Source organism: Pedobacter sp. N23S346, assembly GCF_048515415.1.
GTDB lineage: Bacteria > Bacteroidota > Bacteroidia > Sphingobacteriales > Sphingobacteriaceae > Pedobacter.
In genome coordinates this window covers 228,000-254,727 of sequence record NZ_JBLYEE010000002.1, presented here as the reverse complement: position 1 = coordinate 254,727, position 26,728 = coordinate 228,000, and the positions used below count along the sequence as shown (strand labels likewise).

General features: G+C 37.3%; 19 protein-coding genes. 7 read left to right on the top strand and 12 right to left on the bottom strand.

Going from position 1 to position 26,728, the window contains the following annotated elements; translation table 11 throughout:
• Positions 1–134: 134 nt before the first annotated feature.
• The gene (locus ACN1CD_RS04895) at positions 135–1,067 is read right to left on the bottom strand and encodes a helix-turn-helix transcriptional regulator (protein ID WP_419129177.1); all 933 of its coding nucleotides are present in this window, start codon (positions 1,065–1,067) and stop codon (positions 135–137) included.
• Positions 1,068–1,471: 404 nt separating this feature from the next.
• Between ACN1CD_RS04895 and ACN1CD_RS04890 the strand changes: the two genes are divergently transcribed.
• Positions 1,472–3,085, top strand: coding sequence for a hypothetical protein (locus tag ACN1CD_RS04890; RefSeq protein WP_419129175.1), 1,614 nt, complete (start codon positions 1,472–1,474; stop codon positions 3,083–3,085).
• Positions 3,086–3,425: 340 nt separating this feature from the next.
• On the opposite strand, the gene ACN1CD_RS04885 is transcribed toward ACN1CD_RS04890, so the two are convergent.
• The 4 genes from ACN1CD_RS04885 to ACN1CD_RS04870 all read right to left on the bottom strand — a co-directional run bounded on the left by ACN1CD_RS04885 (position 3,426) and on the right by ACN1CD_RS04870 (position 7,103).
• The gene (locus ACN1CD_RS04885) at positions 3,426–3,605 is read right to left on the bottom strand and encodes a histone H1 (protein WP_154280022.1); all 180 of its coding nucleotides are present in this window, start codon (positions 3,603–3,605) and stop codon (positions 3,426–3,428) included.
• Positions 3,606–3,757: 152 nt separating this feature from the next.
• Positions 3,758–4,372, bottom strand: a complete 615-nt coding sequence (locus ACN1CD_RS04880) for a biliverdin-producing heme oxygenase (protein WP_419129172.1) — start codon at positions 4,370–4,372, stop codon at positions 3,758–3,760.
• Between the two features lie 89 nt (positions 4,373–4,461).
• Entirely contained in the window at positions 4,462–4,881 is a 420-nt protein-coding gene (locus ACN1CD_RS04875; protein WP_419129170.1) for a response regulator, read from the bottom strand.
• An 8-nt stretch (positions 4,882–4,889) separates the two neighbouring features.
• On the bottom strand, positions 4,890–7,103 hold the full coding sequence (locus ACN1CD_RS04870) for an ATP-binding protein (protein WP_419129168.1): 2,214 nt from the start codon (positions 7,101–7,103) through the stop codon (positions 4,890–4,892).
• Between the two features lie 146 nt (positions 7,104–7,249).
• Here ACN1CD_RS04870 and ACN1CD_RS04865 point away from each other — a divergent pair, with 146 nt between their 5' ends.
• Positions 7,250–7,618, top strand: coding sequence for a response regulator transcription factor (locus tag ACN1CD_RS04865; RefSeq protein WP_419129166.1), 369 nt, complete (start codon positions 7,250–7,252; stop codon positions 7,616–7,618).
• Between the two features lie 277 nt (positions 7,619–7,895).
• Here ACN1CD_RS04865 and ACN1CD_RS04860 read toward each other — a convergent pair whose 3' ends face one another.
• Positions 7,896–8,045, bottom strand: coding sequence for a hypothetical protein (locus ACN1CD_RS04860; protein ID WP_419129164.1), 150 nt, complete (start codon positions 8,043–8,045; stop codon positions 7,896–7,898).
• Between the two features lie 19 nt (positions 8,046–8,064).
• Positions 8,065–8,433, bottom strand: a complete 369-nt coding sequence (locus ACN1CD_RS04855) for an STAS/SEC14 domain-containing protein (RefSeq protein WP_419129162.1) — start codon at positions 8,431–8,433, stop codon at positions 8,065–8,067.
• Positions 8,434–8,573: 140 nt separating this feature from the next.
• Between ACN1CD_RS04855 and ACN1CD_RS04850 the strand changes: the two genes are divergently transcribed.
• Positions 8,574–9,692 (top strand): alpha/beta hydrolase, encoded by a 1,119-nt coding sequence (locus ACN1CD_RS04850; RefSeq protein WP_419129160.1) that lies wholly within the window; start codon positions 8,574–8,576, stop codon positions 9,690–9,692.
• Positions 9,693–9,848: 156 nt separating this feature from the next.
• Here the strand turns inward: ACN1CD_RS04850 and ACN1CD_RS04845 are convergent, their stop codons facing one another.
• Complete coding sequence (locus ACN1CD_RS04845) at positions 9,849–10,619, bottom strand: Ku protein (protein WP_419129157.1); 771 nt, start codon at positions 10,617–10,619, stop codon at positions 9,849–9,851.
• A 130-nt stretch (positions 10,620–10,749) separates the two neighbouring features.
• Between ACN1CD_RS04845 and ACN1CD_RS04840 the strand changes: the two genes are divergently transcribed.
• On the top strand, positions 10,750–13,020 hold the full coding sequence (locus tag ACN1CD_RS04840) for a glycosyltransferase (protein WP_419129155.1): 2,271 nt from the start codon (positions 10,750–10,752) through the stop codon (positions 13,018–13,020).
• Positions 13,021–13,091: 71 nt separating this feature from the next.
• Here the strand turns inward: ACN1CD_RS04840 and ACN1CD_RS04835 are convergent, their stop codons facing one another.
• Positions 13,092–14,564, bottom strand: coding sequence for a glycoside hydrolase family 130 protein (locus ACN1CD_RS04835; protein ID WP_419129153.1), 1,473 nt, complete (start codon positions 14,562–14,564; stop codon positions 13,092–13,094).
• A gap of 154 nt (positions 14,565–14,718) precedes the next feature.
• On the opposite strand from ACN1CD_RS04835, the gene ACN1CD_RS04830 reads away from it, so the two are divergent.
• Positions 14,719–15,891 (top strand): sensor histidine kinase, encoded by a 1,173-nt coding sequence (locus ACN1CD_RS04830; RefSeq protein WP_419129151.1) that lies wholly within the window; start codon positions 14,719–14,721, stop codon positions 15,889–15,891.
• On the opposite strand, the gene ACN1CD_RS04825 is transcribed toward ACN1CD_RS04830, so the two are convergent.
• Positions 15,884–16,975, bottom strand: coding sequence for a metallophosphoesterase (locus tag ACN1CD_RS04825; protein WP_419129149.1), 1,092 nt, complete (start codon positions 16,973–16,975; stop codon positions 15,884–15,886). The two genes, ACN1CD_RS04830 and ACN1CD_RS04825, sit on opposite strands and share 8 nt — an antisense overlap.
• Positions 16,976–17,064: 89 nt before the next feature.
• Here ACN1CD_RS04825 and ACN1CD_RS04820 point away from each other — a divergent pair, with 89 nt between their 5' ends.
• Both ACN1CD_RS04820 and ACN1CD_RS04815 read left to right on the top strand, forming a co-directional pair.
• Positions 17,065–18,021 carry an alpha/beta hydrolase fold domain-containing protein gene (locus tag ACN1CD_RS04820; protein ID WP_419129147.1) on the top strand — a complete coding sequence of 319 codons (957 nt, stop codon included), beginning with the start codon at positions 17,065–17,067 and terminating at the stop codon, positions 18,019–18,021.
• Between the two features lie 57 nt (positions 18,022–18,078).
• A complete protein-coding gene (locus ACN1CD_RS04815; protein ID WP_419129145.1) occupies positions 18,079–19,278 on the top strand; it encodes a DUF763 domain-containing protein in 1,200 nt (399 codons plus the stop codon).
• 1,150 nt (positions 19,279–20,428) lie between these two features.
• Here the strand turns inward: ACN1CD_RS04815 and ACN1CD_RS04810 are convergent.
• The gene (locus ACN1CD_RS04810) at positions 20,429–21,895 is read right to left on the bottom strand and encodes a glutamate synthase subunit beta (protein ID WP_419129143.1); all 1,467 of its coding nucleotides are present in this window, start codon (positions 21,893–21,895) and stop codon (positions 20,429–20,431) included.
• 3 nt (positions 21,896–21,898) lie between these two features.
• On the bottom strand, positions 21,899–26,398 hold the full coding sequence (gene gltB / locus ACN1CD_RS04805) for a glutamate synthase large subunit (protein WP_419129141.1): 4,500 nt from the start codon (positions 26,396–26,398) through the stop codon (positions 21,899–21,901).
• Positions 26,399–26,728: the final 330 nt, after the last annotated feature.

Sequence of the window (26,728 nt, the reverse complement as noted above, 5' to 3'; positions counted from 1 at the left end):
TTTAAAAATTAATGCGCTAATGTAACTATTGCAGAAATGATAATATGCATGCTCCTATCCGTTCAATGATTTTTCGATTTATTCTTACAAAATACAGACTGAGCCATAATCATCCTAATGAATAGAAAAGAAGTTTAATGGTTCTTATTTAAGCTTCCTGGTAAAACATCGTAATGTTTTTTGAAGGCAGAAATAAAGTGTTGAGCATTTTTATACCCGATCAGGAAAGCAACTTCATTAACTGATTTCTTTTCCCGAAGAAGAAAATAATGCGCCTTTTCCATTCTAATTTTGTACAAGTAACCAAAAACAGTATGCCCCACTAAAGCTTTAAAGCCTTTTTTAAGCTTATAATCATTAATACCAGCCTTACGAGATAATTCCATTAGTGAACAGGGATGCTGTAAATTGCTTTCGATCAACTGTTTTGCAAATAAAATTTTCCTGATGTCTTCTTCTTTTATAGATAAGGATCCCACTTCTCTTTTCTGCAGGTAAGAAATAATCAATTCAAATATCTTCGATTCGAGAAAAATACGTTTTACCCTGCCCATGTATTTCTGGTTATTTAATGCCTGAAGTAATAGGGCAATTTCAGGTGTAATGGCATTGCAGATTAGATTGGTTTCTTCTGTAAAATCCTGATTAGCTATTTTGTTAAAATACGATTCCGTTAATTGAATATAGGTATAACTCGCCTTCCCTGTTACGTTGAAGACCACACGATTGAGCTGACCTGCAGAAATATTTTGCTGATTTTGATTCAGACTAAGCAAATGTTTAGTTTTCGTATCGTTAAAATAGTCTACACTGCCATTTAAACAAAATAGAAATCCAATATGGTTTTGTGAAGATTCATAGTAGAAGTCTTCAGTATGATGAGTAATGATCTCAGCAGTACTGATGTGAATCCCATTGAACCACTTTTCATTCAAATTGATCTGGTAATTTTCTGTTTTGATCTCTTGCTCACGTTCTTCCAGATCCCCGTTGATATCAAAATTATAGCCATAAGTTTTGTCGTAAATTGTATTTTGAGTCTGATTTTCTAAGAGTCTGATTTTCATTTTATGAATTCTACGCGAGCAAAAATGCCATGATCATTGCTATAAATTAATTGCTGCATTGAACAGTGGCATTTCTATTTTAATCCGTATCACGGCATTAATTATCCGTATGGCGTTATCTCGCGAAGCTGATTATCTACAAATTTGCATAATTATTTATAATTAGTCTAAATAAAAGGGTGTTAATTAATTTATTTTTTTGTTTTTAGAATCTTTTTGCTCTTACGCAAGACATTAAGATAGATAATACAAAGGCTTATGAATAAAGTAAGGTAGTTATCGGGACGTATAAATTGAGCTTTTAAGCTTTATTCGAAGGATGGTTGCACACCAATTATTGAATATAAATTGATAAAAAATGGAAAACTAATAAAACTTTAATAACAATCTAAATTAACTTAACTATGAAAAACAAATTAAACATGTCTTTTAAAGAAATAGGCATGGCGGTTTTAATTACCAGCCTAGCTATTACAGGATGCAAAAAAGATAAAATTACACCTGAACCAGTAAGTCAAATTGATAAAGTTCAACAAGCAGACTTTTTTGATACGAACAGGGAATTTGCTAAAGCTTTATCTAAAGCTGTTAATAATTCTGAACTCAGAGAATTAATAAAGAAAGAATCTCTTTTAAAATTTGATAAGGATAATGATGTGCTTTTCCAAAAAATTAAAGATGAAAAGTTATCAAATGGAACTAAGGTCTTAGACTTTATAGCTGGCTTTTCAGGACTTGGAAAGGATAAGTTTGTAACCAACGTAAATAATGCAGTCTTACTAACAATATATGTACCCTCGTTAAAGGTATTTAAACCAGAGACATGGCTCACGGAAAATCAAATCCCTATTGTTGCTGTAAGAAATGAAAGCGATATTGTAACAAACAAACCATTATTAGCATTTGATTCCAATCAAAATAAATTATCGCTATCATATTCGAGTGAGCCGACAGTTCCCGTACTCGTTGTAAAAAACAATGAACGTGTGAATTTTGATGATAATTCGGGATCAACAAACAGCAATAGTCTCAGCTCAATTAAAAAGGGAGATGTGTTAATGTCAGTTAATAATAAGCAACTTTATTTTACAAGTTCTGACTTTAAAAATTTAGAAATTCCATCTAAAGTAGCATCTGTTAGCCCAGGAAACACTTCAATAACTTACCAAAATGGACAAGGTCCGGGTACGTATATTGGTAAATTATGGCATGGTTATTATTCAGGATATAATTTCACTTATGATAGAGATTGCATCTATTATAGTTTAAAGAACGACGCGGATTCAGGCACTTTGGACAATACCTACGCAGAGGCAATCCAAGGATTTTATTTCAATAGTTCTTCTTCTGAGCAAACTTTAGATGCCTTAAATAATGACTGGACCGAAGGTATTTATGAAATTTATGTTACTACACTATTTGTTGAAGGTACTTCAGTTAAAGATGTTAAAAAGGGATTTAGTGTAAGCAAAAATGAACTATTTACTAATGTTGGTGGCTCCAGGGTGACGAAATATTTCCCTATCCCTCCAATAGAAATAGCTACATGGGATATGCAAAAATATGGCGATACCTGGAAGTTTTTAATTGAAGAGTTTAATTTTGGAGAGACTAAAAAATATACAACGAACGTCTCTTCAAATTTCTCGACTAATTTTAAAGTCGATGCAGGCTTTAACCTTTTCAAGGTTATCAAAATAGGTGCTAGTGCAGGAGGTAGTACGAGCTCAACAAAAACGAGCATATTTGAGGTATCGACAACTGTTTCGTCATTTAATTTAGGAGAAGCCATATTAAGTTTTGAAGATCCTGTTGAATTGAAAGGAAAAAATGCAATAGCACAGTATCCAGTAATTGAGCATGTTATTAATGCTCCATTGGAACATAATATGATTGCTACTAGAGGCTTGAATACTGGACTTGTTACCCTTATTGTAGCACCATGGAAAAGAATTAATCCATTATCAGATTCTCAAAGCTATAATGACGATGCTTTCTATTGGATGTCTCACTATTAATAGGACTCATGATTTACAACTAATTTTATTTTGCGATGGTGGAACACGCGGTAAACCCGTAATCGAATATAAATTAGTTAAAAAAGGATAAAATTTGAGCAAAGAGTGCTCAAATAAAAATATGTTTTGTTAGTTGGATAGATGCTCCCCGCGATGGGGAGCTTTATCTTTTTATAAGGTTTTGTCAATCAATTTACCTTATAGCAAGCTTTGACCACTTTAGCTTTAAAGCGATTAACTTATTTTATCATAATGAGATTAAAATAATCTTATGCAAAAGTGATCCAACGCAAAAAGGCCCCGAAAATTCAGGGCCTTTTTGTTTCATACTCACGAAATATTATTTTTCAGAGTTTTTCTTGTCAGTAACTTCCGCACGGATTTCTTGTGCTAAAACTTTAAGATCTTGCATTGCTTTACGCACACGGGTACCAGCAGCTGCATTGCCAGCATTATAAAATTTTTCTACATCTGCTTCAATAGCAGCAACAGCAGCTTTAACTTTTGAGAATTTTTCCATCGCTAATTGATGTTTTTAAGGTTTAAAAAATTTATTTTTTCAATTATACATATTTACCCTGAATTAACAACAGAAAGCATCTATTAATTTGCAATAAGTTTTGCACATATTCACAATCAAAAAATGCCCTTACGGTATTATAGAAGTATTTTTTAGTACACAGGTGAGAAAATCTGTGTATGCCAACTGAACTGTTTCGAAAGCTTAATTAGATTTTCGAAGGTTTGATTTGCGCTATTTATACATCGTTCGTAATCTTCTTCTTTCACCCTGTTATTCAGCACAGTAACGAAAATTTTCCATTTCGAACCCAATTCTGCACCATAAACACCGTAATAATTTAATCCATCTTCATGATTTTTAAAGTTTGGATTTGCCAAAATATGCTTCTTAATCACGTTTCCGCCAAGTGTTGCGCCCTCCAGCACATAAAGTGCACCTAAAATCTCAGCCGTATTCTTTTCAGGAACAAATAGATCAAAATCCAATGATGGTAAAGTAAGGTTATCAATTTCCCAATAAGCCAGATCCTTTTCCAACGCATTAAGTTTCAAACGGCTATTTATTTCTAATTCAATAGCCAGATCTTTATCGAGCATATTGGCCAGCTTATTTTCAAGTTTTTGATGAATGATATAATTGATGGTTAGTAGTGTTTTATAATTCGCTATACTTAAAGAATTGTTCATAATTTCATTAACAAACATTAATGATTCTAACGCTTCATGCTTTTTTGCTGTTTCTGTTCTTAGTATTCCTGCAATCATTCAAGTTTTTATCTAATTAAAAAAAGGTTATAAAAAAAGAAAGATTCAAATGAAACATCTGAATCTTCCGTTTGATCAATAATTGATATTTAATTCATTCTAAGGTATTGGTTAAACCAGAAATCGTGCACCGAATGCACACACTTTACCAGATTATCATATCCATCTGGCTTGGTGAGATAGGCATTCGCACCAAATTCTATCGATTTTTTAACATCGTCCGGATTATCCGAAGTAGAAAATAAAATCACTGGTATGGATTTCAAATAGGGAATATCTTTTATAAATTTCAGCAAATCCAAACCCGATAAACCTGGTAGGTTTAAATCCAATAAAATCAATTTAGGTTTAGTTTTGCTTTCTGCAAATTGCTCTAATTTAACCATTGCTTCGGCACCATCCTCAACTATAACCAAATTCAACGTATCCTTAACCTCTTGAACAGCACTTTGCATAAAAAATGCATAGTCTATATCATCCTCAACATAAAATATATCAGGCGTTTCCATTATCATTATTATATATTTTTAAAGGCTACGTAAAAAGTAGAGCCTTCATTTAACTTACTCTCGAACCATACCCGTCCTTTGTGTCGCTCAACTACTCTTTTCACTATTGCCAACCCTACCCCGGTTCCCTCGATCTCTTTAACATTGTCCATGCGCTTAAAAAGCTCAAAAACCCTGTCGTAATAACGGTTATCAATTCCCATACCATTATCTTTCACGGCATAAACAATTTCCCTACCATCTATATACGATGAAATTTCAATTTTTGGTTTTTCAACCATTGAGGAGTATTTTATAGCATTGGAAATTAAATTTGTAAATACCTGGGCAATCATGGTTTTATCCCCTTTTATATCTGGCATTTGATCTAAAATCAGTTCGGATTTATCTGCTTTAAAAGCCGTCCAAACTTCAGTGGTAATTTCTTTTAAAAGCGACTGCATATCTACGGTCTCAAAAGTGATTTCCAAACGACCTACTCTTGCGAGATTCAAGATCTCTTTAATTAAAAAATTCATTTTATCTGCACCAGTCAAAATACGGCTGAGCATTTTCTTTGCACTATCATCCAGGCTTTTATTCCTAAGCATCAATTCTGCATAAGTCTTTACAGATGTTAATGGCGTTCTCAAATCGTGAGAGATGGTGTAGCTAAAAGTATCTAATTCTTCATATGCGGCTTGAAGTTTTTCATTCAATAACCTGATTTCATTGGCTTTTTTGTTTACATCAGTGACGATAATTTCCCGAACCCTTAAAACGGAAGCAATCTCTTCAGACAGCCATTTCTCAGATGTATTATTAACTACCTCAGACCAGGCTTCGAAAGACGTTCTTGGTGATAAGTTAAGTAAACCATTTTCTGCAGGTGTAGCGGGTTTATCCGGATTGCCTGCCCAGTTTACTGTAGAAATGAGTTCGGGCTTAAACCAAATAATCATTTCTCCCAGTTCTTTGCTGATTGTGCAGGCTAAAATACCAGATGCGATGCTTTTATAGTTGCTGGCTGGTGAATGTATCTCCGGTAATCGATGGGTAAAATAAATAGACTCATCGTTGGTCTTTTTCAACCATTCTGCCAGTGCTAAGATATCTTCATCAGCAGGAACATTGCCGATTGTTTTCAGGTTGTTTTCGAACAAAATGGCCACTCCGTGAGCTTTGGTTACCTCTAATATTGTTCTTTTATGGCTGGTAATAGCATCTATCAGATATTTATCTTTGTTAAGATGCTCACCAAGTATTGCTGCAATATCTTTAAACTGTTCTACAATTTCAGAATCTTCTTCATCCTGTCGGTATTCCAGCGCGGATGATAAAATCTGACCAATCAATTTAGCACCCTCCCGGGCCTTATAATCAATAAATTTCGGGCTATAATTGTGACAGGCAATTAATCCCCATAACTCACCATGGGAAATTAAGGAAATACTAAAACTGGAGCATACCCCCATATTTTTTAAGTATTGAATATGAATCGGCGAAACTGCCCTCAAACCAGAGTTGGTTAAATCCAGTGGCCTATCTTCTAAAAATGTGATGATAGGTGAATCTTCTTTATTTACATCAGCAATTAAGCGGGTAAGATTCAGTTTGTATAATTCACGGGCTTGCTTAGGAATGTCGGAAGCCGGATAATGTAGTCCGAAAAAGGGCTCGAGGCCTTCAATCATTTCTTCAGCTACCACTTCGCCGTGCCCATCATCCAAAAACTTATAGATCATTACCCGATCAAAATCGATGAGTTTTTTAACTTCTGCAGCGGCACCTTTTAATAGTGAATTTACACTTTTACCCTGTAACATTTCAGATGCTGATCTTCCAATCATGCTTTGAATATCATACTGTAATGTAGCAGGTTCAAACTCCAGCAACCAATTATTTACTGAATCTGCAATGGTGATGTAATACTGATTTTTATCAATAATAACGGGATGCGGACTTATCGCATCGAAACTTTTTCTGATGATTCCAAGTCGCAGCAAATCTTCGACATTAAATTCTGGCGTGAGCTGATCTAAGAAAGCATTAATAGTTGAAAGTGGTTTACCCAGTAAATTGCTTGCAGCTGCCTTTATAAAAATTCCGGTATTTTCACTAACGTAAGAAATCGAAAAATCAATTTTGTCAACAGCAATCAAGAAACCGTGTGATTGAACTTTGCCTGGAATGTGGATGGGTTCTCGATCGCAATTGGTGAGATCTACAGAAAATTTTATCATATGAAATTTAGCGATACAAAAATATTAGAATTTTCGAGTTAACAAATAGATAACCCTCTTTAGAACGACTACAATTTATAGAATTCAATCAGCAGAACTGTTATTTATTTTATATTTGTTTGAAAATTTAAATACACTTTCAAATCTTGGCAAAGAAAAATATTTTAGTTGTAGAGGATAATCATGCAATTTTGGATGTTATCACCCTTATTTTAGAGAGCGAAGCCTTTAATGTATCAAGTTTAAACAATGGTAATAATTTTCTTAGTCATGTACAAGAATTTGGGCCTGACGTTGTTATAATGGACATTATGCTGCCTGATAGAGATGGGCGGGTGTTACTAAAAGAGCTAAAGGAAACTGCATCTACCAAGAACATTCCGGTGTTAATGATTTCTGCACGATATCATGCAAATAACTATGTTTTAGATGGTATTTCTGCAGATGACTTCATGGCTAAACCGTTTAACATTGATGAGTTAATGGATAAGATTTATGCATTATTAAAGAAATAATAGCTTGTTTATAGGTTCATACTGTAGCTTACTCCTTTTAGATTTGCGATTATTTCATACCTAATATAGAATTTTATCCCAAATCAATTAAAATTTGATTGAGCAAACTCAATATACATTACAATATTTCCCCAGTAAACACCATATTTAAGCAATACGGATTAAATGAAATTTGCTATGCAGTTCGACTAATGATTTTAGCTATCTGATTCCAGTTCATCTTTAATGGTTATTCTGATAAATATTTTGGAGTGAGATGAACCAAATCAGCTAATGTTTAATTGTGCTTCACATCCTTATCCTTAGTTACCTCTACCTTTTTTGCATCTTTTGCTGAAGTCACTTTTTCTGCTGAGCCCTTGGCTTTTTCATCTTTTGTAGCGGTGGCTTTGTTCTTTTCTGCTGGTGTTGTCTTTGAATTTTTCATAATATCTTAATTTGTTTTTTTATCCTTCGGCTGCGAGCCATTCTTTCGCCTCTTCTATCTGATTTGGTTTAAATCCTTTTGAACTACCTGGAGTTATAAAAGTGAAAAAATCTGAAAACCATTCTACACTTTTTTCTTCACTTACAACAGCAATTTTCTTCCATTTGGTATAGTTTTTCAGACCTGCCACAGCATCCTGAATCCATGCTCCGGTAGTGAAATTTTTAACTTCGGTATCCAGAACAAGTAAATACCTGATCTCACCAAAACGATCTCCTGTCCTAGCTAACCCTGGTAGCAATACATCCTTCAAATCGACAGTGGTTACTTCGCCTGTGGCCCTTACCCCAAAAATATGATCAGGCAACCCTGTAATTTCAGCTAACATATATTCCGGTTTTATGTAGAACAAGATAAATGCATAAGAAGTTTCGATTGCATTAAAATTCAAAAAGTTGTAAGACATCTAAAACTCTATCTTCCTGATAACGTTATAGAAAGAATATTTATTAAATCAAAAAATAACTTATGAAAAGCAATCTATTAAAACTATCAACAGCAGCGCTAGCCTTGGTCATTTCCATATCGGCCTGTACGAATGATACTAAAACAACGAATACAACAGATACCGTAACAACGGATTCCACTGCAAATGCATCTTTAAAACCGGCAGGTCCGCCACCTGAATGGGGACAAAGTATTAAACCTGAAATGCAGGCGGTAATTGAAAAGCTTACCAGTTATGGAGATAAACCCATCGAAACCTTAAGTGCTGCTGATGCACGTAAAAACCATACACCAACAGATGCTGTAATGGCTTTGGTTGAAGCCAATAAAATTGAAATTCCAACGGCAAAGGTTGATACTGCAGGGAAAGATATTGAAGTTACTGGTGGTAAAATTCATTTACGCATCTATACGCCAAAATCTGTAGATGGCCCCTACCCTGTAATTGTTTATTATCATGGGGGTGGTTTTGTAATCGCTAATCTTGATGTTTATAATGCCTCTGCACAGGCTTTAGCAGAGCAGGTAAATGCTGTGGTAGTTTCCGTAGCTTACCGTTTAGCACCCGATAATAAATTCCCAACTGCGCATAATGATGCCTTTACTGCTTACGAATGGGTTATAAAAAATGCGGTTAGCTTAAAAGGTGATCCTGCTAAAATTGCGGTGGTTGGTGAAAGTGCAGGAGGTAATCTGGCTGCCAATGTTTCTATTGCTGCAAGAGACAAAAATATTATGGTTCCTGTACACCAGGTACTTGTTTATCCAATTGCCCAGGCAAACATGAATACTGAGTCTTACAAAATGTATGAAAATGCTAAACCTTTAAACAAGGCTATGATGACCTGGTTTACTAAAAACTACCTGACTACAATGATTGAAGGGCAAGATCCAAAAATTTCTTTAGTCAATGCAAAATTAAAAGGATTGCCGCCAACAACGATTATCACTGCTGAAATTGATCCTTTACATGATGATGGTACTATGCTGGCGAATAAACTTGCTGAAGCCGGGGTTAAGGTGAATAGCAGAAACTATGAAGGCGTAACACATGAATTTTTCGGAATGGCAGCTGTTGTTCCTGAAGCCAAAGCTGCTCAGGCTTATGCCGCAGAACAGTTAAAAGCCGCTTTTAAATAGAAAATAATTTTAGAAAGAATAACGTGGTTTAACACGAAGTTAAACCAAATAGAAAAGGAGAGGAAACCTCTCCTTTTCTATTTAAGAATACTTTTCACAAGGCGTTAGTTATACTTATTTTTTTAATTGCGGAATGCCTTTTAGATTAATCTTCAATTAAGCACCCTTTTTAGAACCAAGACTTTGCATTAACTGATCATATAAATCATCGCTTGTAGCTTTTTGTGGCTTCATTTTCTTAACTGTAGCGCGTTTCCCTTTTGCCTTGGCCTTGATAATTTTAAGCAACTCGTTACTATAATCATCTTTGAATGCGCTCAGGTCAAATTTCGAGCTATACTGTTTAATCAGTGCTAAACCTACATCCATTTCTTTTTTGGTGATGGTAATATCGTCAGTCTTATTTATTTCATCCAGACTTCTTATTTCTTGCTCAAACCTAATCTTCGTAATTACGATCACGTCCTCCATTGGATGGATTACACAGAGGTTTTCTGTATTGCGTAATACGAACCGTGCAACGCCTGCCTTACCAGATTTCTGGAGTGCCTTTAATAATAAGGCATAGGCTTTCTTCCCTTGTTTCTCTGGTTCGGTGTAATAGGATGTTTCGTAATAGATGGGATTTATTTCCTTAATGTCGACGAAATTTTCCAGCTCGATCATTTTAGTTTTTTCGGGTGATGCTTCTTCGAAATCATGCTTTTCCAAAATAACATATCTATCCTTCAAAAAATAGCCCTTAACAATTTTATCAAAGGGAACTTCTTTATGGGTTTTATCATTTACACGCTGGTAACGGATTTTCTCATGATCACGTTCATCCAGCATATCTAAATCCAAATGTGTTGATTGCACGCCAGAAAATAACTTAATTGGAATATTTACCAATCCAAATCCAATCGAACCCTTCCATATTGATCTCATAGTCTAATATTTACTTACTAACATGTACCTAAATCATATTGTTTTGCGTTTAATAAGTGTAAATTATGGAAATCACAAACTATTTAAACAATATGATGTTGTTTAAATATCAACATTATTCGAAATACATATGAAAATAGCCTACATCTCAACTTATCCTCCTCGCGAATGCGGTTTAGCTACCTTTAATCAGAACCTGGTTAATGCTTTAAGTTTAAATCCCGATTATGATTCGAAAAAAAGTTTCGTTGTTGCCTTGAATGAATCGGATGATATCAATGAACACCATTATCCAGATGAAGTAAAATTTATTATCCGCCAGCAGAACCAGCAAGATTACATCGAAGCTGCAGATTTCATTAATAATAGCGATGTTGATAGTTGTATTATTGAACATGAATTCGGCATTTATGGCGGTAATAGTGGTGTATTTTTGCTTTCATTAATAAATAAATTACAAAAACCATTTATTACCATTTTACATACGGTTTTAAAAGAACCGAATTTTATGCAACAGACTATTATTAAGGAAATTGCATCAAAATCATCGCAAATTGTGGTGATGAGTAAAAAGGCAGTGATGTTTTTAACCCGCATTTATCAAATTCCAAAAACATCAATTAAATTAATTGAGCACGGTGTTCCTGATTTGGAGCCTATCACCAATAACAAACTTTCGCGAAGTGAATTATTTAAAGATAGAAAAGTGCTTTTTACATTCGGATTGATTAGCCGGAATAAGGGCTTGGAAACAGTGATTAGAGCACTTCCAACTGTTGTAGCACAACACCCGGATGTTTTATATGTAATTTTAGGAAATACCCACCCAGGTGTGGTAAAACATAATGGTGAGGAATATCGCGATAGCCTGAAAACACTGGCAAAAGACTTAGGTGTTGAAAATAACATTGCTTTCGTAAATAAGTTTGTATCTGAAAGCGAACTTCACCAATACCTTACCGCTTGCCATTTATACATTACGCCTTATTTAAATGAGGCGCAAATTACGAGTGGTACATTATCTTATGCCATTGGTGCTGGTGCGGCAGTAGTGTCTACTCCATACTGGCACGCTGAAGAGTTATTGGCTGATAACAGAGGGAGATTATTCGACTTTAAAAATGATAAAGCACTGGCTAATATTGTGAACGAATTGCTTGCTGATGAAAGCAAACATCAGCAATTAAAATCTAATGCCTTCCAATATGGATTGAAACTGAGATGGCCATCTATTGGTAATGTTTACCTGGAAACACTTCAGCAGGCTATAGATGCAGGTAATAGACCTCAACGGATTACCCCTCCTATTATTGATGTTGAGAAAATGCCAGTCTTAAACCTTAGTCATATTTCATTGCTAACGGATGATACCGGAATTATTCAGCATGCGCGTTTTGGAATCCCGAATTTAAAGGAAGGATATTGCATAGATGATAATGCCAGGGCATTGATTATGGCTTTAATGGCTTTTGAACAGCACAAAAATCAAACAGCCTTAAAATTAATGCCGGTTTATTTGAGTTTTATTCAGTATATGCAAACGGAAGATGGGAACTTTAGAAACTTTTTAAGTTTCAATCGCAACTATCTTGATGAAATAGGTTCTGAAGATTCGTTTGGAAGAACCATATGGTCTTTGGGTTATTTAATTTCCGTTGCACCTAATAATTCCTATCAAGAATTTGGACGTGAATTGTTTTCGCACTCCATTCCACACTTTAAAGCTTTAACACATTTGCGTGGAATGGCCAATACATTAATTGGTGGATCTTATTATTTGACTGCGCACCCTGGAGATGACCTAATTATAAAGGAAGTTAATTCACTGGCAAATAACTTAAAAAATGCTTACAGAGCCAACAAAGATGGCAATTGGCATTGGTTTGAAGAAATTTTAACTTACGATAATGCCATTTTACCACTGGCACTTTTACATCATTATGAAGCTACAGGTAATGCAGAATCGTTAGAAATTGCGATGGAAAGCATTAACTTTTTAAATAGCTTCTCTTTCGAAAATGGCTATCTGAATCCTGTTGGAAATGATGGCTGGATGAGAAAGAATGGTAAAAATCCAATCTATGATCAGCAGGCAATTGAAACCATGGCCATGGTGATGCTATATAGTAAAACATATGAAGTAACCAAAGACAGTAAGTATTTAAGCCTGATGCATACCAGTTACGAATGGTTTTTAGGTAAAAATAGCCTGCATATTCCTTTGTATGATTTTGAGACTCATGGTTGTGCCGATGGATTACAATTTAACAGTATGAATAGAAATCAAGGTGCAGAGAGCACCTTAGCTTACTTCATTTCACACTTAGCAGTTTTAAAAGCGGCAGAGGCTGAATATGAGACTTTATCTACTCCACTTGTTGAAGAAAACAAGTTAGTGTAATTTTACAAATATAAAAAATGCTGGTTCGCTAAATGTGAACCAGCATTTTTTATTGATTGATTTTTTTGGTTTTATCCGGCTCCATTTTCCAATAACCTATTTAATAACAGTTCCATATTCACTGTAGCAAATGAAGAACTATAATCAGATAAACCGTAAGGAATAATCAGTTCGCCATTACTCACAATTGATCCGCAGGAATAAACCACGTTGGGCACATAACCTTCCCGCTCATCATTATTTGGGATAATGAGTGGCTCTTTTAAGTGGCCAATCTCCTTGCTCGGATCATCCAGATCTAATAATACTACGCCAATGCAATAACGTCTCATCGGTCCAACACCGTGGGTAATCACCAACCAACCTTTTTCGGTTTCAATCGGCGATCCACAATTCCCAATCTGAACCAATTCCCAATCGTAACGTGGATGTTTTAATAGAACAGGGTTTTCCCAAACGTTAACTTTATCAGAGAACATCAGGTAATTGTTCCAGCCATCTATCCTACTCATCATCACATATTTTCCATTAATTTTACGAGGGAAAAGTGCCAGATTTTTATTTTGAGCACCATCGCCATACAATGGGATTACTTTAAACTCATAAAAATCTTCAGTCTGCACCAACTTTGGAATAATTAATGAACCATCGAAAGCGGTATATGTGGCATAATAAACCACTTTGCCATCGTCTTTTATAAATTTAACAAAGCGGGCATCTTCAATTCCTTTACGTTCAAATTCAGAAATAGGGAAAATTACACGGTCTGAAATGTCGGTGTCTTTAGAAAAAGATATCGTGTGGTAGGTATCAGATAGCCAAAGTACCTTATCGTATTCAATTGAGCGGGATGGATTTTCGGGATGCAGGATTTTAGATTCTTTAATGATGTTACTTAAGTCGGTATACTCAAAGCGTTCGCCTAATTTTCCTTCAATTTCTTCGAGTACTGTGGCATCAATTTGTGCATAAGCAGCTTTCTTGAGGAAATGTTTTTTAACATAGATTGCATTTTTAACTACTTCGGCTTCATCAACGTAATTTCCCACAGGCAATACCTGAATATTATTATGCTTATCGATCAATGCTCTTCTAAAAACAATAGAAGAAATGTGTCCTTCACCAACTGCCCGGAAACTGATAATCACTCTTTTCTCTCCTTCTACAAGGTCGGTTTGATCCGGATCTTCTACAATACTAGGATTAAAAAAAGCAGCCGATTCTATTGAATATTCGTGTGTAAAATAAGCGCCGATGAGCAGCCTGGTATATTGATCTAAATCTTCGACATCCTTACCAAGCATTGTAAATTGTTTCTTTAACTTTTTGCAATGGCGATTTAAAATTTTGGTGATATTCCGATGCCTTTTTGAATATTCCTGTAAAATAGGCGAAATGATGGAGAACACTTTTTCATCAGAAAACTCCAGAACTTTTCTAATTACTTCCAATGCTCTTTCTTCTCCGTTAAAAAAAAAACGGGCAATAACTCGTTTAGTATCAGGGTTTACCTTAACAGGTTTACGTTCTATGTATAATCTCATTATTAATATTGTTTTGGTAACTATTCATGTTGCATATTAAGCAATTTGCAATAGCAATAAGAACTAAAGTTAATACTTAATTGTTTATATTATTTATCGTTTTAATGATAATTTTTACCTTTAACAAATTACTTTTCTAAATCTATACCTACTCATGCATTCAGCTCAAATTCCAGATCAATCCATCTCCGCAAATGAAGAATTGCATTTGCAAACACTTTTGGATTATGAAATACTTGATACGCCTGCAGAAAAAAGCTTCGATAATTTTGCTCAGCTGGCAGCAGATATTTTTGAAGTGCAAAACGCCGCAATTGGATTTTTCGCTGAAAATGGAATCTTCTATAAAGCCGTAATCGGAAGTGAGATTGGCCAAAAAAAAAGTGAGTATATTTTTAATCTGGGGAAATCAGCTGATAAGATCCTGATACCGGCCGTTGAAAACCAATCTTCTAACATGAATACTCAATCACCTGGCTTTTTTGCAGGTGGGATAATCAAATCGCCTGGCGAGCAAAACTTAGGTGTGATAATGGTTTATGGTGATGAACCCCGTGTAGCCACCAAACATCAATTGGCTATGCTGTCGCGATTGGCTGAAATGGTTTCAGAAAAGCTGGAAACAAGGATGGCCATTAGAAAAACAATGAGGGCGCTGGATGATCGTTTACATGTGCTTATTCATGATCTGAAAAATCCGATGACTACTATTTCACTGCAATCTGAATTGGTAAGCAGAATGCCTGATGCTGGAGAAAGAGTAGCATCCATTGCTGGTAAAATCAATCTTCAATCAAAAAGAATGGTTGATAATCTAAATGATATTTTGAGCTCGGCGAGAAAGGAAAATGGATCTTTCAAGCCACAGAAAAATAAGATAGACCTGAAAACGCTGTTAGATCATGTAACCCAGGATCTTAAATTAGCTTTAGCACAAAAGAACCAATCGGTCACTATTAAAATAGATGAACCTGTAGAAATTTTTGGTGATGAAGTTAAGCTACAAGAATTATTCTCACAGTTGCTTCAAAATGCGAGTAAATTTTCAAAAGCAGGTAGTAAAATAGTGATCACTCATCAGCTAGTCGAAAACCTGGTAACCATCGCTATCAAAGATTATGGCGTGGGGTTAAGCGAAGATGATCTCAACCGTTTGTTTATTAAATTTTCCCGCTTAAGCGCTCAGCCCACCGATCGTGAAAATGGCCATGGTTTAGGTTTAATTGTAGCAAAGATGTTCGCAGATATGCATAAAGGTAAAATCTGGGCAACGAGCGAAGGGATAGATAAGGGAACAACCCTTTATGTGGAATTGCCTCTTAAGTAACATCCAGAAGTGCTGCCAACTTCATTTCTTCTAAAACTGTTCGTTCTGGAGTACCGGTTTTTTGGAAAGACCATTTAATGAGCCTGATGAAACCATTTTCTATTTCTATGCCAGTAATGTCCCCATCACTGAAGCAACAACAACCGCTGTTGAAATAGCCAGGTTTGTATGCCTTAAACTCCGGAACATCATCACCTTTTTTTACTCGTTTTTTCAACTCTTCATTTAATGCCTGAATTTCTGTCTGTCGCTTTGCAGTGTTCGCGATTTTTAATTTCAAATAGATTCGTTCAAGGTGAGTAAGCGATGCAAATACTGGCTGATGGGTATGCCCGGTAATTAATGCGGTATCTTTCTGCTCCGACTGCCAACTGTACATCATGCTGTTGTGTGCGGTTTTCAGTTGATTATCATAGGCAGGTGTATTTGGATTAATTTGCAAATAAGACTGTATTGGTGCCCAGATGGTACTTACAAACCACTTACTAAACCAGTTCCCGTCGCTTTGCAAATCGCCTTGGTGACCATGGGTTAGAAAGATATTAAGCGTTTTATTTTCGAATTTCATTTTTAAAATCACACCCTCATAAATTGAAACTTTGTTCCCATAAATGCGATTCAGATTGAAGCTTGCCAGGGGATCATTATCCCAATACAAATCATGATTCCCAAAGATTTTGGTAAAAGCATTGCGATTGAGGAATAACTTTTCTTTCTCAAAAGTTTGTTTGTTGTGTTTGATTACAGATTCCAGCAAATTCTCCCACAGCTCCTCGCTATCTCCGAGATTGATGTAATGAAATAGGGAATCATTATAACAATCAAGTGCCTTTAGGTAGTTTACCTCTGCCAGCGAAAAATCGTCGGCATAATCACGGGCACCTTTATGCTGATCAGATAAAATGATAAATTTATCTGACTCAGAAATTTCAAATACGAGACCTCTTTTTCCGGGATCGGTATTTATTGTATTAAAGAGTTTGCTTAATGCTTCGTGGATCCGTTTACGATCGGGTCGGGAGCCAAATCTGTTCGACATTCGAATTACCCAGTTTCCGAATAAACGTTGTAAAAATTTACGCATTCAATCAATTAAAGTTTTGCCTCCAAACTTAACAAATTATAATGCTAAACTGTTCGCTGAGGCCTGTACAATTCTATATCTTTAACCTGATGAAATTTTTACCTTTAATTTTTATTTTCTTTTTTACAGCCAGCTATGCGCAACAAATCCAGGCTGACACCTCCTTCAGTGTATATTCAACTTACCTCAAAGAAAAGAAGAAGCGTACTTACATCAGCATCGCACAACCTTTAACAAAAGGCGATTTTACAACCAAAAGTAATATCGTATATGCGCACTACCCTACCGGAGATCTATCTTTAGATGTGATTTATCCAAAAAAATCAAAGCAATTATTACCAGCTATATTATTTGTTTTTGGTGGTGGCTGGCGTTCCGGAAATCGTGCTCAAAATACACCTTTAGCACAAAAAATGGCGCAAAACGGTTACGTTTCCGTTACAACTGATTACCGTTTATCTACTCATGCACAGTTCCCTGCTGCTGTTTACGATTTAAAAAACTCAATTCGGTGGATCAAAGCCAATGCTAGGAAGTTTAATATCGACACCAATAAAATTACAGTGACAGGTTTTTCTGCTGGCGGACAGTTGGCTGCTTTGGTTGGAACCACAAATAACGACCTTCAGTTTGAAAAAGAAAAGATTAATGGGCATACCAGTACGGTTCAGGCCCTAATTGATATTGATGGTGTACTGGCTTTCGATCATCCGGAGTCATCTGAGGTGAGCACGGATCCAGCAAGAAAATCAGTCGCCGCAATTTGGCTGGGTGCAGATTTGAAAGATAACCCTGACTTGTGGCACAATGCTTCTGCTTTAAACCATGCTGATCAACATACCGTTCCTTTGTTATTTATCAACAGCTCCACACCGCGCTTTCATGCTGGAAGAGATGACCTGATTGCGAAGATCAAACCATTTGGAATCTATACAGAAGTACATACGCTCCCAGATACGCCTCATCCTTTCTGGTTATTTAATCCATGGTTTGAAGAAGTTTCTTCTCTAATGCTGAACTTTTTAGATCGGCAATTTAAAAATTAACTACCATTGCAATCTAAAATTTCAGTTTAACAAAACATATTACTAATTTTGTTAGCATTGAAAAGATCAGGAAGCGCAGATTTACCATTACATTACGGGCATGTTCCACCCTGGCTGGCCCAGCGGATGGCTACATTAGGTTTGGCTATTGTTGAATCTATCCTTGTAGAATATGGCAAAGCCGAAGTAATCCGCAGGTTAAGTAGTCCGTTTTGGTTTCAAAGTCTTGGTGCGGTAATGGGTATGGATTGGCATTCTTCAGGAATTACTACTTCGGTAATGGGTGCCTTGAAAAAATCGATCAATCCCCTTTCTAAAGAACTTGGCCTATATATTTGCGGAGGAAAAGGAAAGTTTAGTCGTGAAACACCAAATGAACTTTTAAGAATAGCAGACAAAACCGGCCTCGATGGAACAGCACTCGTTAGGGCCAGTAAATTGAGTGCAAAGGTAGATAACACCGCCATTCAGGATGGCTTTCAATTATACCTGCACAGTTTTATTTTAAATAGTGATGGCGATTGGGCCGTTGTTCAGCAAGGCATGAGTGACGCCAGTTCGACCGCAAGAAGATACCACTGGCATTCTGAAAATTTAAAATCATTTGTTGAAGAACCACATACTGGCATTTGTGGGATTAATCAAGGGCAGATTCTTAACCTCACCGCAAACGAAGCTGATGTTACGCGTCAAACCATGATGAGTATTACGGAAGAATCACCCACGAGAATGATTGCTGAAATTCAGAAGTTGGTAATGCCTAATCATCATGAAGTGAAAGCAAAAGATGTTGATTTGAAACGCTTGGGTAGTATCTTATGGTTGGCACAGGAGAAACAACCTGCAGATTTTGAAGAACTTTTACTATTGGAAGGCATGGGGCCGAGAACTTTACAATCTCTGGCCTTAGTGAGTGAGGTAATTTATGGAACGCCATCAAGGTTTACAGATCCTGCCCGGTATTCGTTTGCCCATGGTGGTAAAGACGGACATCCTTTTCCGGTACCTGTAAACGTTTATGATGAGACAATCAGTGTTCTGCAGAAAGCAGTAGAGAAAGCTAAAATCGGAGAAACCGATAAGCAACAGGCGATCAGATCGCTTCACCAAATCGCCCGAAATGCAGAGGAGGATTTTGTTCCAAATATGGATTTTGAAAAGGTAGTTGAAAAAGAAAGAACAGAGAGCTGGAAACATGCAGGGAGAACGATTTTTGGAAAAGAGAAACCACCAAGTGATCAATTGAAGTTGTTTTAGTGGTTTTTATTCTTTGAGTGTCCTTGCGAGAACATCTTCCGATCCTTCATTGGTAATGTTCGTGGCAATCTCCTATTTGAAATAGCATAAGCAGCAATGAGGTTGCCACGAAACGGAGAAAAATTGGCCTCGCAATGACGATTCCGCGAGAGATTCACTAAACAAATCGTCATGCTGAATTTAGTTCAGCACCTACTATGATAAGATCCTGAATCAAGTTCAGGAGGACGATCCCTCAATAAAAATCGTCCTTGCGAGAACATTCTCCGATCCTTCATCGGTAATGTTCGTGGCAATCTCCTATTCGCTATAGCATTAGTAGCAATGAGGTTGCCACAAAACGGAGAAAAACCGTTTCTCGCAATGACGATTCCGAAAGAGATTCACTAAACAAATCGTCATGCTGAATTTAGTTCAGCACCTTACTATGATAAGATCCTGAATGAAGTTCAGGAGGACGATCCCTCAATAAAAAATCATTCTTTTGAAAACATTTCTCCGATCCTTCATTGGTAATGTTCGTGCAATCTCCTATTTGCTAAAGCATAAACAGCAATGAGATTGCCACGAAACGAAGAAAAACCGTTTCTCGCAATGACGATTCCGAAAGAGATTCACTAAACAAATTGTCATGCTGAATTTAGTTCAGCACCTTACTATGATAAGATCCTGAATCAAGTTCAGGAAGACGATCCCTCAATAAAAAATCGTTCTTTTGAAAACATTTCTCCGATCCTTCATTGGTAATGTTCGCGGCAATCTCCTATTTGCTAAAGCATAAACAGCAATGAGATTGCCACGAAACGGAGAAAAACCGTTTCTCGCAATGACGATTCCGAAAGAGATTCACTAAACAAATCGTCATGCTGATCCGATAGCTATCGGATTTAGTTCAGCACCTTACTATGATAAGATCCTGAATCAAGTTCAGGAGGACGATCCCTCAATAAAAAATCGTTCTTTTGAAAACATTTCTCCGATCCTTCATTGGTAATATTCGTGGCAATATCCTATTTGCTATAGCATAAGCAGCAAGAGGGTTGCCACGAAACGCAGAAAAACAGTTTCTCGCAATGACGACCGGATTAGAAACAAAAAAAGCCGTGGTTTACACCACGACTTAAAAAAATATAGAACTTCAAAAACCTAATTAAGCATAAGCAACAGCATCTTTTGATGCTAAATTGGTAACCCCCATTAAATATTCATCTACTTTACGGGCAGCTTCCCTGCCCTCAGAAATAGCCCAAACCACTAACGATTGTCCGCGGCGGGTATCGCCTGCAGCGAAAATTTTTCCAATATTGGTTTGGTAAGAATGTTCAGAAGCTTTCACATTTCCTCGATTATCTAACTCAACACCTAATTTTTCAATTAAACCTTCCTTTTGTGGATGTAAGAAACCCATGGCTAAGAAAACCAATTCACAAGGTAAATCTCTTTCTGTTCCGGCTACTTCTTTGAAAGAAACCGGTCTACCTACAGCATCAATTTCCCATTCTACATCCACTACCTTTAATGCTTTTAGATTACCATTTTCATCTGCAATAAAATTCTTGGTGTTTACCGACCAGGCTCTTTGAGCACCTTCCTCATGTGAAGATGTATTTTTCAATAACATTGGATAATTGGGCCAAGGCATATTTTCTGTGCGCATTTCTGGTGGCATTGGCATGATCTCAAATTGCGTAACCGATTTTGCACCGTGACGATTTGAAGTACCAATACAATCAGAACCTGTATCTCCACCACCAATTACAATCACGTTTTTACCTGTTGCTAAAATATCTTCAGAAGTGATCGCTCGGTTTGCTGCACGCTTATTTTGTTGCTTAAGGAAATCCATTGCGAAATGAACACCTTTGGCCGAACGACCCTCAATCGGCAAATCACGTGGAATGGTAGACCCACCGGCTAGAACGATTGCATTATAATCTCTTAATAAAGTGCTGATTTCTACATTCTCGCCCACGTTAGCGTTGCATCTGAAAATGATTCCTTCTTCCTTCATTAAATCGATACGGCGGTCGACTACATTTTTCTGCAATTTAAAATCAGGTATGCCGTATCTCAATAAACCACCAGGTGCATCATCACGTTCGAAAACGGTAACTTCGTGTCCAACTTTATTTAACTGAGCAGCAGCAGCTAATCCTGCAGGACCTGAACCAATCACCGCAATTTTTTTACCAGTTCTGATTAATGGTGCCTTTGCTTTAATAAATCCTTTTTCGAAGGCAATTTCTATAATGTGTTTCTCAATTTCTTCAATAGAAACCGGCGGACGGTTAATTCCCAGCACACAAGCAGATTCGCAAGGTGCAGGGCAGATTCTTCCCGTAAATTCCGGAAAATTATTAGTACTCAATAAAATATTTGCAGCAAGTTCCCATTTACCCTGATAAACGGCATCGTTAAATTCCGGAATCACGTTACCCAATGGGCAACCTGACTGACAAAATGGAACGCCACAATCCATACAGCGGGCTGCTTGATTATTTAATTCTTGTGCGGGTAACTCATTTAAGAATTCTCCGTAATGTTTTACACGAGTTTTAGCCTCTTCTCTGGTGGGCGCAACTCTGTCGTATTCTAGAAATCCTGTTACTTTTCCCATGGCTTAGTGTGTTTTTACTTGTTGATTACGTTTTGCTAAAACCGCTTTGTATTCTTTAGGGAATACTTTAACGAAATGATTTGATTGCGTTTTCCAATCGCTTAAGATAAACTCGGCTACTTTACTGTCTGTTAAACGAATATGCGTTTTCAGTAAAGCCATAATCCTCTGTTCATCCTCTGCCTGTAACGGATCAAGATCAACCATTTCTTTATTGCATTTGCGTGCAAAAGTGCCATTGGAATCATAAATCCAGGCAACACCTCCACTCATACCAGCAGCGAAATTACTTCCGGTATCACCAAGGATTAACACTTCACCACCCGTCATATATTCACAACCGTGATCGCCAACACCTTCTACAACCGCAGTTGCTCCGGAGTTACGCACAGCGAAACGTTCACCAGCTTTTCCACGGGCAAATAATTCGCCAGAGGTTGCACCATAAAGTGCTACGTTACCAATGATGATATTTTGTTCAGGAACGAAAGTACAGTTTGAGAAAGGATAAATGGCTAAACGAGCACCAGACAAACCCTTACCTACGTAATCATTGGCTTCACCCTCTAAAGATAAAGTTACCCCACGCGTGTTGAAAGCGCCGAAACTTTGTCCGGCAGAACCTACAAACTTAAAGTTGATGGTATCTGGTGGTAAACCTGCTCCTAAATGCACTTTTGAGATCTCATTAGATAACATGGTACCTAAAGAACGATCAGTATTTTTAATGTTGAAGCTGGCAAAAACAGGTTCGTTATTGGTAATAGCAGGTTGAGCAGCAGCGATTAACTGATGATCTAATACATTTTCTAAACCATGATCCTGCTGTTCTGTATTGAACAATGGCAAACCATTATCTTCTGCTTTGAAAAGAATAGCAGATAAATCTAAATGTTTCAATTTCCAATCTTCCGCAGGCAATTCACGCACTTTTAAAATATCAGCCTGACCAACCATTTCGTGAATGGTTCTGAAACCAAGTTCAGCCATAATTTCACGTAATTCTTCCGCCAGGAAATGGAATAAATTAACCACGTGATCTGCATCGCCACTGAACAATTTCCTTAATTCCGGATCTTGTGTAGCCACGCCTACCGGACAAGTATTCAGGTGACACTTACGCATCATGATACAGCCCGCAGTTACTAATGCCGCAGTTGCAACGCCCCATTCTTCAGCACCTAATAATGCAGCAATGGCGATATCTCTACCGGTTTTAAGCTGACCATCGGTTTGTAAAACGATTCGGTTACGTAATCTGTTTTTTACCAAGGTTTGATGTGCTTCTGCTAAACCAAGTTCCCAAGGTAAGCCTGCATGTTGAATGGAAGTCAATGGTGATGCACCAGTTCCACCATCGAAACCTGAAACCAAGATTACATCTGCATGTGCTTTCGCCACACCTGCTGCAATGGTACCAACGCCTGCTTTAGAAACCAGCTTCACATTGATTCTGGCCGCACGATTGGCATTTTTCAGATCATAAATCAATTGCGCCAAATCCTCGATAGAATAAATATCGTGGTGTGGTGGCGGAGAAATTAAACCTACTCCCGGTGTAGAGTGACGCACTTTCGCGATCCAATCATCCACCTTGTGACCAGGTAATTGTCCACCTTCGCCAGGTTTAGCACCCTGAGCCATTTTAATCTGCAACTCATCTGCATTGGTTAAGTAATAACTGGTTACCCCAAAACGCGCCGAGGCGACTTGTTTAATGGCCGAACGCATACTGTCGCCATTTTCCATTTTGGTGTAGCGCATTTCATCTTCACCACCTTCGCCGGTATTGCTTTTGCCGCCAATGCGGTTCATCGCGATAGCTAAAGTAGAATGTGCTTCGTGAGAAATAGAACCGAATGACATTGCTCCTGTTGCAAACCGCTTTAAAATGGCTTCCGTAGATTCCACCTCACTTAAAGGAACGGGCTGACGGCTATAGTTAAAATCAAACAACCCGCGGATGGTATAAGCCTGTTGTGTTTGCTCATTTACCAGTTTAGAGTATTGCTTGAAGATCGTATAATCGTTTTTTCGGGTAGCGTTTTGTAATAAGTGAATGGTTTGAGGATTAAATAAATGCGCCTCGCCTTTGCGACGGAATTTATAAGTTCCACCTGCCGGCAATAGGTTTTCTGTCTGCGTTACCGGACCAAAGCTACGGTGATGTTTAATCAACGTTTCTTTAGCGATTTCATCAAGACCTAAACCACCGATTCGCGAAACTGCACCAGTGAAATAAGTGTTTACCACTTGTTTATTTAACCCTAAAATTTCGAAAATCTGTGCACCTTGATAAGACTGTAGTGTCGAGATTCCCATTTTTGAAAAGATCTTCAACAAGCCGCTGTTTACCGCGTAAATATAATTCTTAGTCAGTTGTTCTGCTGATAAACCAGATTCTGCCTGGAAGCCATTGATGGTTTCTAAAGCCAGGTAAGGGTTAATTGCGGTAACACCGAAGCCTAATAAAGTGGCGAAGTGATGTACTTCCCAAATGTCTCCGGCTTCGATTACAATCCCCACTGCACCACGGTAACCTTTGCGGATTAAGTGGTGGTGAACGGTAGAAACTGCTAACAATGAAGGCATTGCCGCATGCTCTGAATCGATTGCTCTATCGGTTAATACTATTACCTGGAAGCCATCTTCAACGGCATCAACTGCATAACGGCACAAACGATCTAAAGCTTTCGCCATTGCGCCTGGTTTACCATCGGCTCTAAAATAGGTCTGTAAAGTCTTTGCCTGAAAAACACCAGTATCGATACTTCTTAATTTTTCTAACTCCTGATTGGTTAAAATAGGGTGCTTAATGGCCACACAATGCGATTGTAATGGATTTTCTTCTAATAAGTTGCCATTGCTTCCCATGAAACTCGCCAAACTCATCACTACCTTCTCCCGAATCGGATCGATTGGCGGATTGGTCACCTGTGCAAATAATTGCTTAAAATAGTTGGATAAGTGTTGAGGCCGTTTTGATAGAATAGCAAGTGGCGTATCGGTACCCATCGAACCAATTGGCTCTTTGGCTTCTATCGCCATTGGCTTAAGTAATAAATCTATATCTTCTCTGCTATAACCAAAAACCTGCTGATATTTAAAGATAGATTCTTCAGAAAGGCCGGTGAACATTACCCGTGGCTCGGGCAATTCTTCTAAACGGATTTGATATTGATTGATCCAGTCTGCATACGGACTGCCGCCACAAACTTTAGTTTTGATTTCATCATCACTGATAATTCTGCCCTGCTCCATGTCTACCACGAACATTTTGCCTGGTGTTAATCGACCTTTTTCGATAATGGTACTCTGATCTATGGCCAATGCACCCGCTTCTGAACCCATAATGACACGGTCATCTGAAGTGATGGCGTAACGAGATGGACGTAATCCGTTGCGATCTAACGTTGCACCAATGAGTTTACCATCTGTAAATGCAATGGCAGCCGGTCCATCCCATGGCTCCATTAAAGTAGCATGGAATTCGTAGAAGGCTTTCTTAACAGGATCCATATCCTCATTGCCATCCCAGGCCTCTGGAACCAACATCATTAATACATGTGGTAACGTTCTGCCTGCGTGAAGCAATAATTCGATTACGTTATCTAAACAGCCCGAATCGGAGTTGGTCTCATCGATTACCGGCAATAACATATCCAGTTCTTCTTTGGTAAAATAGGCAGATGCAAAAGATTTTACACCAGCTCTAAACCAGTTCAGGTTTCCTTGCAGGGTATTAATTTCGCCATTGTGGGCGATAAAACGGAAAGGTTGCGCTAACCGCCACGATGGAAAAGTATTGGTTGCAAAGCGAGAATGTACTAAGCCTAAAGCAGAAACCATTCTTTTATCACTCAGGTCTTTAAAATAAGTACGAACCTGCAGAGAAGTTAACTGACCTTTATATATAATGGTTTGCGCAGATAGCGAAACGATGTAAAAATCCTTGCCGCCGTTTACCGTATTGGCAATTAATTTAATCAGGTAATTTTTAAAAATATAGAGTTTACGTTCGAAATCTGCACCTGGATTAACTGCATAAGGGCGGGCAATAAAAACCTGCTCAATTTCCGGCTCTACTGAAAGTGCCATATTGCCAATATCGGTGGTATCAACATCAACCTTTCTGAAGCCTAAAATTTCTAATCCTAATTTTTCTGCTGCGCGATAAATTAATTCTCTGCATTCTTCTCTGGAACGGATATCTTTAGGCATGAAAAGCATACCCACACCATAATTATTGGTTTCTGGCAGGCTGAAACCTGCTTTTAAACATTCATCGTAAAAAAATTCATGGGGAATCTGAATCATAATACCAGCTCCATCGCCTGTATTTGGTTCTGCTCCACATGCCCCTCTATGATCTAGATTTTCTAAAATAGTAAGTGCATCGGAGATGATTTGATGCGATTTTCGCCCTTTCACATGTGCAACGAACCCAATACCGCAGGCATCGTGTTCAAATTGCGCATCGTACAATCCACTGTTTGGTTCCATTCTTTGCTCGTTAGTTGTTAGTGTATAGGAAACACTAAGATACGAAAAACGAAGATCAAATTACAGAGTTGCTACAATTTTTAGAATTATTTTAGTTTTTAAACAATTTTAATCCATTCTATTAAAATATAGATAATTATCAGGCACTATAATTATAAGTTTGATAATTGACTTTTTTATCTATAAATATGCTGTTTGCGCAGATTTTGGCAGTTAAAAATATAACACCTAAACATTATTTGTTCTTATGTATCTTATATATATGACGAATTTAGCAAATTCTGAAAATAATTTAAGAAAGATTTTAGCCTGTTAAATTTTATTTACGTA